At 59.4% G+C, this 10,861-nt stretch carries 10 protein-coding genes; all 10 read right to left on the bottom strand.

Annotated features, from left to right (window positions below; genetic code table 11):
• Positions 1-2,792 (bottom strand): phage tail tip protein J-related protein (locus ALO80_RS19000; protein WP_055010120.1); only part of this gene is annotated, 2,792 nt, incomplete at its 3' end.
• Positions 2,792-3,190 carry a DUF6950 family protein gene (locus ALO80_RS18995; protein ID WP_055010119.1) on the bottom strand — a complete coding sequence of 133 codons (399 nt, stop codon included), beginning with the start codon at positions 3,188-3,190 and terminating at the stop codon, positions 2,792-2,794. The genes ALO80_RS18995 and ALO80_RS19000, both read right to left, overlap by 1 nt.
• Positions 3,191-3,192: 2 nt before the next feature.
• Positions 3,193-3,795, bottom strand: coding sequence for a hypothetical protein (locus ALO80_RS18990; RefSeq protein ID WP_055010118.1), 603 nt, complete (start codon positions 3,793-3,795; stop codon positions 3,193-3,195).
• Positions 3,795-4,379, bottom strand: a complete 585-nt coding sequence (locus tag ALO80_RS18985) for a hypothetical protein (protein ID WP_055010117.1) — start codon at positions 4,377-4,379, stop codon at positions 3,795-3,797. Before ALO80_RS18985 ends, ALO80_RS18990 begins: the two co-directional genes overlap by 1 nt.
• Positions 4,380-4,407: 28 nt before the next feature.
• The gene (locus ALO80_RS18980; protein ID WP_055010116.1) at positions 4,408-4,707 is read right to left on the bottom strand and encodes a hypothetical protein; all 300 of its coding nucleotides are present in this window, start codon (positions 4,705-4,707) and stop codon (positions 4,408-4,410) included.
• Positions 4,704-8,417: a phage tail tape measure protein gene (locus ALO80_RS18975; RefSeq protein ID WP_055010115.1), complete on the bottom strand. Its 3,714-nt coding sequence runs from the start codon at positions 8,415-8,417 to the stop codon at positions 4,704-4,706. Before ALO80_RS18975 ends, ALO80_RS18980 begins: the two co-directional genes overlap by 4 nt.
• An 89-nt stretch (positions 8,418-8,506) precedes the next feature.
• The gene (locus ALO80_RS18970) at positions 8,507-8,761 is read right to left on the bottom strand and encodes a hypothetical protein (RefSeq protein WP_055010114.1); all 255 of its coding nucleotides are present in this window, start codon (positions 8,759-8,761) and stop codon (positions 8,507-8,509) included.
• A gap of 61 nt (positions 8,762-8,822) precedes the next feature.
• Positions 8,823-9,077 (bottom strand): hypothetical protein, encoded by a 255-nt coding sequence (locus tag ALO80_RS18965; protein ID WP_055010113.1) that lies wholly within the window; start codon positions 9,075-9,077, stop codon positions 8,823-8,825.
• A 17-nt stretch (positions 9,078-9,094) separates the two neighbouring features.
• On the bottom strand, positions 9,095-9,568 hold the full coding sequence (locus ALO80_RS18960; protein WP_055010112.1) for a hypothetical protein: 474 nt from the start codon (positions 9,566-9,568) through the stop codon (positions 9,095-9,097).
• 78 nt (positions 9,569-9,646) lie between these two features.
• Complete coding sequence (locus tag ALO80_RS18955) at positions 9,647-10,807, bottom strand: phage tail tube protein (RefSeq protein WP_055010111.1); 1,161 nt, start codon at positions 10,805-10,807, stop codon at positions 9,647-9,649.
• Between the last annotated feature and the right edge of the window lie 54 nt (positions 10,808-10,861).

Raw genomic sequence — 10,861 nt, 5'->3', positions numbered from 1 at the left:
GACGTCTTTATGGTTGTGAGCGCAGAGACCTTCCCATTGAGACCTGAAACAGCAGTGCTGGCTGTTTGGGCCTGAGCTGACGCCCCGCTTGCGGTGGATTGAACTGTGTCCACACGCTTTCCAAGTGCCGTGTCGCCATCTGATCGAGCGGTCGATTCCGATTGAATGGCCGCCTGAACCGTTGACTGGTTCGTGGTAACCGTCGCCGTCAGGTTCGTGATCTGCTGAGCAGTTGCCTCCCTGTCCGTCGCTTGCGCAGTTTCTACGATGCTGATTTTCGACTCGTTGCTGCCAACTCTCGCTTGGAGTGACGTCGTGCGCTGGGCCTGTGCAAAATCCTCTTCCGCCCTGACCTTCATTTCTGTTGCAGCGCTGGCCGCGCTGTCCCAGCTTCGAATCGCGTCGAGCAGATCGCCCTCGCCGCTGTCGGAACGATACTGAGCCTGAACCGCTTGGAGCTGGGCTGCTGTCGCGGTAGTCTTGCCGTTCACCGTCTCGATGTTGGCTGTATTCTTAGAGACCTGATCAGCCTGGGCGTTGGCTAACCGAATCGACTGCCCCGTGTTGACCCAGTACCTTGGGTTCGGCGGACCATTGGACCCATCGGCCGCCGCTGGCACCGCCGCAATGGCCGTCCAAAGGTTGTCACCCACGCGCACGGTGTTGTCGCGCACGTAGGCATCGGTCGGCACGTAGACCAGAGCGTCGGTGATTTCGCCTATCTCGGCCTTCAGCTCTTTCAGGCGCTCATTGACTGAGCCGGGGCCGTCACCAGAGACCAGTTCGATTTCATCAAGCAGCTCCTGCCCGAGCTCCGTCTTCGTGACCTTTCCGGCAAAGGCCGCCAGATAGGCCGACACATCATTTGATGTCGACGTAGGTACATAAAGGAAGGCGCTCTTCCCGTATGCGTTGGACGATCGGATGAAATAGTAATAGTTGGTGTAAAACGCCAGGCCGTTGTGAGTGAACGACAAGCCCTGCCCAAGATACTCGGCCGTGCCTGATGTGGCCTTCGGATTGGTGCTGAAAAAATACTCGTAGGTGCCGCCGTTCAGCGCGTGATTCGGGTTTTGAGGAATCAGCACGATGCTGTCGAGCGAGGACTGCACTACGCACGATTCCGGTATTGGCGGCCCCTGAATGCTCACCGATATCGTCGCCTCGCCGGACCTGGCCATAGGCCCCAGAGCAGCCACACTCATTGTGTACGCACCCGACGGCAGACCGTTGATAGCCAGGGTGTTCGCAGTGGCAGGCACAGAGCGCGACTGCACGGCATTGTTGCCCTGGCGAACCGTGACCACATACGAGGTGACTATGCCCTGCGGTGGGACCCACGACAGCACGCCCTGCACCACCTCAGCAGCATCGCCAGCCGACCATGCAAGCCCGGTGGGCGAACCAAGCCCGCCGCTTGGCAGGTTGATGAAGCCGAGCGGGTTGTAGGGCTGGCCCACGGCATCATCGAAGATTGCCGCCTCGTACTGCTTGACCTGAACAGTGCAGCCTTCGTTGTCACCCATCGACCAGTCAGAGACGATGAACTCGCCAAGGATGTTCAGTGATGGCAGGTTCACGCGAACGACGCGACCCGGCCTGCAGTTGTAGCCTGAGAAGTTCATCGGCAGGCTGATTGCCCCGCCAGCGCGGCGTTGGCGCATGGCGATGTTCGCCAGGCGCTGCGGCTGATAAGCGTCGGTCACATACGAGAACGTCATCGTCTCGGCAGCTTCGCCGCCGTCTTCAAGAATCCATTCAGAAACGCTGACCTCTGGGTAATCCGTCTCGGTCCAGGACTGTTCAGGATCGATGAACGTGCCGCGCACCGTGTTGATGGCGGAATCGTTCGTCGACTCGGTACTGCCGGATACGGTGCCGATAATCATGTCTTCGGTGATCTCGAAGTCATACGGGCCGTAGTAGGCGCCTGCCTGGAGCATCCAGCGGCCGCCGACGCGGATCAGCTTGCCAGCGCATGACGCTTCCAGCTTCTGCAACACGCCCGGACGCTGCTCGTCAGCACCAATCACGCAACCGGTACGGTAGCGCTGGCTCACGGAGCCGTCGGCGTTAGTCAGGGCTTCGTCGCAGACGTTGGCCGCACTCGCGAATGTCTCGAAAATAATCTCGTCGTCCGGGACGTTGCAGCGGTTACGCAGGAACCAGAGGATGTGCAGCGCGGTGTTGGCGGTGTAGATGTTGTTGCCGGTGCGCGGGTCGTAAATGTCATTCCGGCCACGTAGCACAAAGCGGGTGTCAGGGATGCCAGACGGGAACTTCTCGGCGCTGTACTTCAGGGTAATGCGCACGAACGACAGGCCGCGCCCGATCTGGCTGTCCTTCCAGTCCTGGCAGTTGGCCTTGAGGAATGCGTTCACTTCTGTCGGGTTGACGATCAGCTCATAGCTGGCGAACTCACCGTATGTGCTGATCTCCTCTTCGCCAAGGTAGATGTTCTCCAGACCATCGATCGCACCTTCACACAGCACGTAAACAAGGTGGATCTGCTCGCCCTCTGTGAGGGTTCCGGACTGCTCCTGCGCCCAGACCAGCACACCACCAGTAGACACACGGCCGAGGATGAATCGGATCGGCGCTTTAGACGACCTCACCGTCTGTGCGGACGGCTCGTTGTCGCGAAGGGGTGACTTGGTGTTGAGTTTCTCCTGCTGTGATGCCGCGTAGAAGGCCAGGCCAGCGCCTATCGCAGCGCCCACCGGGCCGCCTTGTACGAAGCCAATCACAGCACCGACGGCGACCTGAGCAATTTTCTTTACGCCACTTGGCATTACTCAACCCTCCACGCCGCCAGCGGCTCACACACAACGCGCGCAACGCCGTCATCGGTCGTCGCCCAATAATCACCGGCCCAGTACACGGCCATGCTGCGACCTGCCGGTGCTTCGTACATCACGACGTCGCCGCGCTGGATGAACGGGACAGCCACCCTTGCAAAGCAGGCGTCCCATGCAGCTTCCAGGCTGCCGTGACGTTTCTTCAGCGCGCGCTTGGCTCCAGCCTCGGTCTTGTAGGTGCCACGGTATTGCTCTGCTGGATCGACACCGCACACGGCGCTCGAGCAGTCGGCGGCGAACAGGCAACAGTCAAATTCACCCCATGAAAAAGGCCGCCCTTGGGCAGCCTTGATCACTTCGTGCAGACGCGTAGTCCAGTCTCGATTGCGCATATCTAACTTCCGTAGGTGAAGGTCGGCGCATCCTTGGCAGACCCCCAGTAGATGGGCCATTCGGACATTTGCGCGATTGCGTAGAAGAAGCGGTCGCCCTGGTGCCGGGCGCGGTGGTTTTCGTCCGTCCAGCGCTCGGTGCCGGTTCGGCTCCATTCGGCCATGCGGTCGATGACCGGGACGGTGATGGTGTTGCCGTCCTGGCCATTGCCTGCGAACGAGAATTTGGCGGCGTCCATCCGCCCGGAGAACAGGATGTCCGCCGCGTAGTTGCCGGCCTCGTCGAATACCACGAAGAGGACCTTGGCCATTCGGCCCCGGCAGCCGCGCACGTTGGTTTCCGACAGGATGTAGGAGTCCAGCCCGCTCAACGTCAAGTCGACCGACATTGGCGAACCTGAGTTGTCGCTCTCTTGCGACTGGCTGACCTGGCCGAAATTGCCCACGCCTTCATAGGTGACGCCGTCGACAACCAGTTCACCGGTTCCCGTGTGCGCGAAGACCATGCCATCGGCGAAGTCCAGCTGTACGGCGTACACCGGCATGAATTTGCCCGTGGCGATGATATCCACCACCTTCTGGCTGAAAGGGAAAGCTGAGGGCATCAGAATGCCTCCCTGAATGAGTAACTGCCGTTGGCGACCACCGGGCGGCGCGTCATGGCCCATGTGTCCGAGGTCATGCGCATTTCAGAGTAGGGGTTCAGGTATTCAACTGCCGCCCCTGCCGTGAGCGTTTTCCGGATGCGCTTGTTGAGCAGCACCGTGACCTGGCCCTGGGCGTTCGACGAAACCGGATCGGTGACCTCGAACATCTCGCCCGCGATGGTGATGTAGTCGCCGGTGCTGAAAACCGGGGAGCTGGCTGGCGCGCCAGCAATGATCATGCTGCGCGCCTGAGCAAAGCCGCTGACCACGCTGAGCGCGCCGATGCCGTCCTTCCGGTAACGAGTGAAGTCCGGCAGGTTGAATGTGCCGAACATCCCGTCCAGCTTGCCGAGGAACGATGAAAGCTCGCGCTCCTGAGCCCGCGTAAGCAGGCCAAAGGTCAGCGTGCACTGCCAGTACGCGCCGGGGTAGCCAACGATCTGCTGGGCGTTCGAGAGCGACGACGTGAACGCCCGGCTGTTGTTGACGATGCCCCAGCTCATTTCTGACGGGCGCAGCGAAGCAGGCCACGTGAGAGCCATGCGTTACTCCTTGGGGAAAGCCTGGGGCTTAATTCTTGTGGATTTTGCTCAGAGAGCCGCCAGGGCCGAGCAGCTCGCCGAAGGCCTGAGAATTGCTTTCCTTCATGCGCACAATGCTTTGTTCGATCAGGCCAACCACATCGTGGCCGACCTCATCCCCGCAAAGCAGAACCCCCATGATGCGACCCATGATCTCCGAATGCAGGCTGGCCCGTTTCCGCAATTCGCTTGCAGGCGCGCTCCCATCAACACCTTCGAACACCACGGGGAAAATGGCATTACTTATAGGCCCAATCATTTTTCCCACATCTAAATCGGTTATTTTCATCGTTTACCCCTTATCATCTGCATTCCTGGGCCATTCCTTTTAAAGTCATTCAGAACAATCTGGTAGCCAGCCTGCGCAGCGTCCTTGATGCCTCTGACCAGATCCTCTTTCGTGGCTGCATCAACATTACCGCCCACAGTGATGTATTGGTTGATTGGCGGGACATTGGGAAGCGAAGCGCCTGCTGACTGCGAAGAGCTTTTCGCCGCTACGGCCGAGCTGCCAACATAACCTCCGTCGGCGTAGCCCCTGGTGTTGGCGTTCATGCGCTCCAGAAACTCACGCGCGCCGGGCTGGCTGACCACTTCCTTTTTCACGACAAACTCACCGCCGTGAACAACGCCCTTCGGCTGGAACTTTCCGCCATCGCCGGTATAACCTCCGTCGGAGAAGCCGTATTTGGAGCCGTAGCCGGCCGCCGAGGCGCCAAGCGCCGATGACGACGTTGCTGCAGCACCACCGCCGACACCCGAAAGGGCGCTGAATGCGGTGCTGAGGAATCCCGCCGCTGCCTGCCGCACCTGGATGCGAATCAGATCCTCGATCACACCGTTGGCAAAGTCCTTGAAGGACAGCTTCCCGGTTTTCACGAAGTTCACCACCGCGTCTTCCATGTTGCTGAAAGCGTTGGTGAAAAGCTGCTTGGTCTGCCCGGCCACGTCGCGCGACTGCTCGCGGTAGTTCTCAAGCGCCGAACTGGCACCCAGTGTCCAATCGGACTGGGCTTTGTCGACGTCGGAGTAATACTTCTGCTGCATTGCCAGACGGCTTTGCAGAGCAGCATTCAGCGCATTCGTTTCCTTGCTGTACAGGTCCTGGCTGATCTTCCCCTCGTTGCGTTGCTGCAACAGGTTGTCCAGCTGGGACTGGTACTGCTCCTGGATGCTGAACTGCTCCTGCAGCCGGGCTTTTGCTTGGTCACCCAGGCCCAGACCTGCCAGGTTGTTGCTGAGGCCGGTCTGATCTTTTGCCAGCTGGCTGGCGAGGTTGGTCTGGAAGGCCGCAAGCTTCTGCGTTTCCTCGTAAGCGGTCTTGCGAAGTTCAGTCTCCTTTTCCAGCGCGGCGTTCTGCTTCTGCTGCGCAATATTCAGTTCGGCCATGGCCAGAACCTGCTTCTGCGCGGTAGTGAGCGTCTTCTTTTCCTTGAGCTGGGCGATCTCTGCTTCCAGTTCGACCAGTTTCTTTTGCTCGGCGCCGATGGACTTGATCGTTCCGTCCTGGTTGATCAGCTCCTTGCTTTGCTGCTGGAGCACGGCGTAACGCTGGCGCGCGTCATCCAACATCTTGGTGCCAGCATCTTCCTGGTATGCCTTTTCCTTACCGGCGTTTTTGTTTGGCTTGGTGCTGTCCGTGATCTGGCCGATCTGACGATCTGCGAGCTGCGCGGGCGTGAGCCGAACAGGAGCAGGCGCTACCCAGCCATTGGCGAGCAGTCCCGCACCGGTAGGGTTCTTCTTCATACCCAGGTCAAGCTGAGGCCCACCTTGCAGTTTCAGCGCTGCGTTGATGACCCTCTGCATCTGCTCGATCTGCTTATTGGCGCTGGTTTCTGCCGCCTTGGCCGCCTCTTCGTGACTCTTCTTGACCGCCGCTGTCGCGTCCTCTGCTGCCTGCTGCTGGGTGTACAGGGCTATCAACTGCGACCTGAGAGCGGTCTGCTGAGCTTTGTCAGCCTCCTTTACCGCGTCCTCGTACTTCTTCAGCAGGTCGGTCTGCTCGGCGACGATGCTGGCTTGGGCGGCCTGCTCCTTGGTCAGGCCCATTTTCCCGGCCCGGTAAGCAGCCTCGGCCTTTTCGTTGGCTCCGACCAGATCGCGGGCCTCGGTAAGCTTGGCGATGTACTTCTGCCATTCTGCGAGCTGTGCGCGCGTCTGCGTGCCGGTGCCTGACTGGGCTGCGGCGAGCATGGCCGAGCTTTGTGCGGCTTTAGTTTGCTCGCCGCTGACTTGACCCAGAACTGCGGCCAACTCCTTGTTGCGGTCCACGTTGCGCTGATACTCGGCAGATGTTCCGGTAAGCGCCTTCTCGGCAGCGCTGCTCAGGTTGACCGAATCCTTCAGCCATTGGTTAACGCTGTCCAAGTCGCGCTTTCCATCGCGAACTTCTTGAACCAGTCGCTCAAATTCGCCTGTCAGAGCACCAACACCCACACCGGAAAACGCACCCTGTAACGCGCCGTTCTTGACGCGATCCACATAGGATTTCAAGGCTTCGTCAGCCGACGATATCGCAGTTGCCTGCTGGTCTGCCCACTCAAGGCGCTTAACACGCTGCTGGGCGCTGTTCAGGGCTTCATACTTTTTCGTGATTTCAGCTACGGACAAACCTTGTTGGTCAAGTGCCTTGCTCGCCTCGTCGGTGTTGTCTCGCATAAGGAACATGCTGGCTGCGACGGCCCCTACGGCCAGCGCAATACCGGCCGGACCACCGAGGAATGCCAGAAGCCCGCGCTGAGCGGTGGCGAGACCAAGCGCGGCAACACGAGCGCGATCATCAGCGGCAGCCTGAATCAGTCGAGTCTCTGCGTAACGCCCAGAAGCCACTGTCTGTAGCAGGGTGCCGCGATAAAGAACCATGTTCTCCCGAGCAGAAGCGGCAGCCGTCCTGGCCTGAACCACGTCAGCGTTTGCTGCGTTCAAGGTGGCGGATGCTTGAGCGATGGCGGCCGTGCGAGTTGCTGTGTAGGCGTACAGCACTGTTCCAAGCTTGTTGACGAGAAGAACAGCCCCTGCCGCACCAATCCCGGACATTGCAGCACCGACAGCGTTTACTGTGGTGCTCAGCGAGTTTGAGTCAGCAGACAGGGCGTCCATCGACTTGGACAGCGCTACGAAATTTGCAGATATGGCGGTGCTTGCGCCGCTGGCTTGGTCGAGTTTGCCCACCAGCTGAGTGAATGAGTTGCCCATCGCTGTCAGGCTGTTGCCGATGGTTACGTTCGTCTTGTTGAACAGCTCATCAACTGCTACTCGCTGCGCCTGAAGCGCTTTAACCACGGCATCCGCCGTAAGCAGCCCGGCCGCGCCGAGGGTACGCAATTCACCAACGGTTTTACCCATGCCTGCCGCAATTGCCTGTGCCAGCGCCGGAGCTTGCTCCATGACGCTGTTCAGCTCTTCACCGCGCAGCGTGCCGGAAGCGAAGGCTTGCCCAAGCTGCACAAGAGCGGCGTTCGCCGACGCTGCCGAAGCACCGGAGATGGCCAACGTTTTACTGATGGTCCCCACTACACCAGCAACGCCTTCGCCGGTCAGCTTCAGCTCTTTCTGATTGGTCGCAATGCGCTGGTACAGCTCGGCAGTTGCATTGAGGGGCTGGAAAGCACTTTGGGCGATTGAGAAAACCGCCTTCTGCGCAGTCGCAAGCTCGTCCGCTCCGTCGGTAACCAGCTTCATACGGTTGGTGAGCGTACTGTAGGCCTCTGCCGCGTCGTAGAACGCTTTAACGCTGAACGCTGCGGCAAGCGGACCGGCAAGCCCTGCCGCTGCCGCTGACAAAGACTTCACTTGGCGCTCAAGGCTCTGCACCTGCCCGGCAGCAGTTCGCGAGTTCTGCCCGGCGCCACTTGCTGCATTACCGGCACCGCTCAGGACAGGTCCCGTTCGAAGACCTGCATCATTCAGGGCTTCGAGCGCGCGACGTACGCTATTGATCTGGGCCTCGGCACCGCGACCATCCACTTCAAGAGCAAGGCGCGAAGTCAGTGCCATGAAAATCTCCAGACGAAAAAAAGCCCGCATTTGACGGGCGTGAGGCAATAAAAAACCCGCCGAAGCGGGTCATGTGCTGGCAATAAGAATCAGGCCTGTCGAGCCCTTTCCTTCTCTGCAATGATTCTGTTTCCTTCAGCGATCTGCGTTTCAAGCCTTGATTTAGACCTGAATTTTTTGAGCGAGGCGTAAAGCGAGCTGACAAGCAGGGCTGCCACGATCAGTACCGCAACCACTGCGACCCAAATACCATAGAGCGCGACCGCTGCGACAATCACCCCAAAAAGCCAGGGCGCAAGGATGACAGCGATCAAAATGAGGACCAGAAGAATTGCTAATTGCATGGCATTGACTCCCTGTGAATGAGAGCAATCTACCATCATCCGGCCCGCCAACAAACGACCGTTAATCCTCTTCGTCGTCCGCGTCGTCATCCGCCATGAACAGGCGGTCCAGCTCGAACAGTACAGAGTCGATTTCATCCCTGGGTATCGGTGAAGGGTGCGCGTCGATCCAATCCGTGATCTCACGTGCCGAAAGCGGCATTGGGAACACGCCGCCCATGCCTGAGATGTAGCGCCGACCCCGGCAAACATTGCGAAAGGTGTTCAACAGGTAGGCCGTCAAGGGGTCTTGCGGTGGCTCATCGGGCACGGTCATGCCGAACTTGCCAAAGATCAGCTTACGCTTCTCTGCTTCCGCGCCTGCCCACTCGCTTTCCCATTGGAAGCGGGCGATTGCTTTTCCAGGGTTTCGACCTTCTCGGCCTTCAGCTCGAGGGCCAGCTCGCCGCATTTGTCGAGGACGAACAAGAAGAAATCGATATCGTTCTCGAGCATCTGCGCGCCGGTGGCCGGCTTGTAGGGCAGCTCATTGCCCTCTTCGTCCAGTGCTCCCTGCCAGTCCTTCAGCAGAAATGAGGAAATGGCCAGGCAGTGATTGACGTATTCGGTCTTCTCGCCTGCGATCACGCCGATATAGCCTTCCTGGAACTGGGCGTCATTGCGAGCGACACGGCGGCGCATGCGCTCCATGGCGATCTGGTATTCAGTGTTGTCCAGCGAAACCAGCAGGACTTTGGTGTCCGCGTCGAAATCGAACCACTTCGCAGCGGTGTCGACCGTTTCTTTGTTCTTCAGCTTGAGAGCCATGTTGAAACCTCAACGCCACGCCATAAAAGGACCGCCCCGGCAGGCGTTATCACCGGAGCGGTCAAAAGGTTCAGCAAATTATGCTGGTACGGTGATTGTGGTTGAGCCTGCCTTGCTGCCGTCCGCTTTGCTGGTGGCGGTGACAACCGAAGTACCAGAGGAAACGCCTGTAACCAAACCGGCGCTGCTGACGGTCGCAACACTGGGAGTTGCGCTCGACCACGTCACAGCTTGATTTGCCGAGGCAGGTGATACGGAAGCGCTCAGTTGCCGAGTTGCACCAACCGCTACTGATGCCGTGCCTGGCGTTGTAGTAACACTGGTCACCGCCGCAGCGGAAACGCGGGTGATGGTCGGGCTTTGCTTGGCCACCGTGTAGCTCAGCTCGACCTGAATCAGGTCACGCTTGCCGCCGCTTGGCAGTTCGCCATCCACTTCCACTGCCGGGAAGTTGAACGTGTACTTGTTGCCCAGCGAGTCGGTGATGGGGAACTCGACAGAGATCGGCAGGCGGGTGAAGGTGTTCTTCCAGATCTGCCAGGCCTTTTTGGACCATGCCAAAGTGATGCTGCCGGTGATGGCCGCTTCGGTGGCGATGTGCGCGCCGGGGCCGAGTCGATCCGAGCCCAGGCAACGCTGGGTTTGCAGGCTATTGTCGAGATTGATGGTCATGGCCGAGACGCAGGCCACGCCTTCCAGCGAAGCACCATTCACCAGAATCGTGCCCACGTTGTTATTTGACAGGAAAGGCGTGGTGGTCGGTGCGTTCGGCGTGACAACGATCGGCACCTCGCTGTCGGTGTAGTCAAGGCACGCCATGTTGAACGTGGCCGTGACCTTGCCCTCTTCTGGAATCTCCAGCGCAAAGGTCGATACGTGAGCGCCCTTGAACAGGCCGTAGACGCCGATGTCGTTGTAACCCTTGGCGATGCTGAATGTGTTGCGAGTATCGCCTACACGCAGCACGTCGCTCGTCCAGGCGCCGTAGAAAGCGGCTTCCAGAAGCTGGTCGAACGAGCCGAACGAGAATTCGGCCGACAGATCGCCGCCGATATCGATGCTGGTTGCCACCGAGCCTTGGCTCAGGCGGGTGTCGGTGATCTCGTCACTGACTTCGGTGTTGACGGTCGGGGTCAGCGCGTTACCGGTCAGGCGCAGCGTGTCCCAGGTGCCGGTGGGGGTAACGCCGGGCGTCACCTCCTTGATGATGTGCGAAACGACTTTTGCGCCGGAACTCATGTGAGTCTCCTTTCTGCGGGCATAAAAAAACCCGCTCAAGGCGGGGTTGGCGGT

The organism is Pseudomonas caricapapayae (assembly GCF_001400735.1).
Lineage (GTDB): Bacteria > Pseudomonadota > Gammaproteobacteria > Pseudomonadales > Pseudomonadaceae > Aquipseudomonas > Aquipseudomonas caricapapayae.
Note: the sequence above shows the minus strand (reverse complement) of the source record. Positions and strands in the feature narration are given on the sequence as shown.